Genomic DNA, 749 nt, shown 5'->3' with positions numbered 1-749 from the left:
TCGGGTGTAATTAACCCCAAAGTGTCGGGAGTCCACGACCAAATTCAGCCGGAAAAGAAAAAGCCAGTACCATTGCTCTCTGCGAACCTGTACACTGGAAAGTGCCAACAACCCAGCGGAAAGGACAAGCAATGAGAGAGTTAAATGGTAATGGCCTTGCCCCAAGTATAGCACAGGCCATCGAGGAAATGAAGGCAGAACAGGGAGCGCAGTTTTCCCTGGATCATATCAACCTGGCAGAGTTAGAACGGCGCAGCGGAGTATCCCGTGGGAAACTGCGACGGCTCAAGCGGAACGGCTTCCGTGACCTGCCTCGCAGCACAAAAGGCAGAAAACACAAGGCCACAAAACTCAGCGGTTATACTGGCCTCTTGGACAGCCTGCTGCGTCAAGGAGTCAAGAACTCCTCTGTTGTATTAGAACGTTTGCAACAGGCCGGTTTTGACGGAGGGGCGACCATTGTAAAAGAATATATCGCTGCTCATAAGCACCTTATCCCGGCCAAACGGCAGCAGGTTGCTCCTCAAGGAAACCGAGGGCGCCGTTACACCACAGCGCCTGGTGAGGCCTACCAGATGGACTGGGGCTTCACAGATGTGCTGGACTACAACGGAAACACATACCGTGCGGCATGCTTTGCTATGATCTGCCACCACTGCGGCCAGCGCTACATTGAGTTTTTCCCAAATGCCAAGCAGGAAAATCTGTTTATTGGGATGATCCATGCCTTTCAATACATGGGGATGCCT

Annotated in this window: 1 pseudogene; it reads left to right on the top strand. The window is 52.3% G+C overall.

Annotation, left to right across the window (positions count from 1 at the left end):
• Window positions 1-131: 131 nt before the first annotated feature.
• Window positions 132-749 (top strand): annotated as a pseudogene (locus tag H6B51_RS17205) (IS21 family transposase); the annotation flags it as partial.

Source organism: Pseudoflavonifractor phocaeensis, assembly GCF_016901955.1.
Classification (GTDB): Bacteria; Bacillota; Clostridia; order Oscillospirales; family Oscillospiraceae; genus Flavonifractor; species Flavonifractor phocaeensis_A.
Note: the sequence above shows the minus strand (reverse complement) of the source record. Positions and strands in the feature narration are given on the sequence as shown.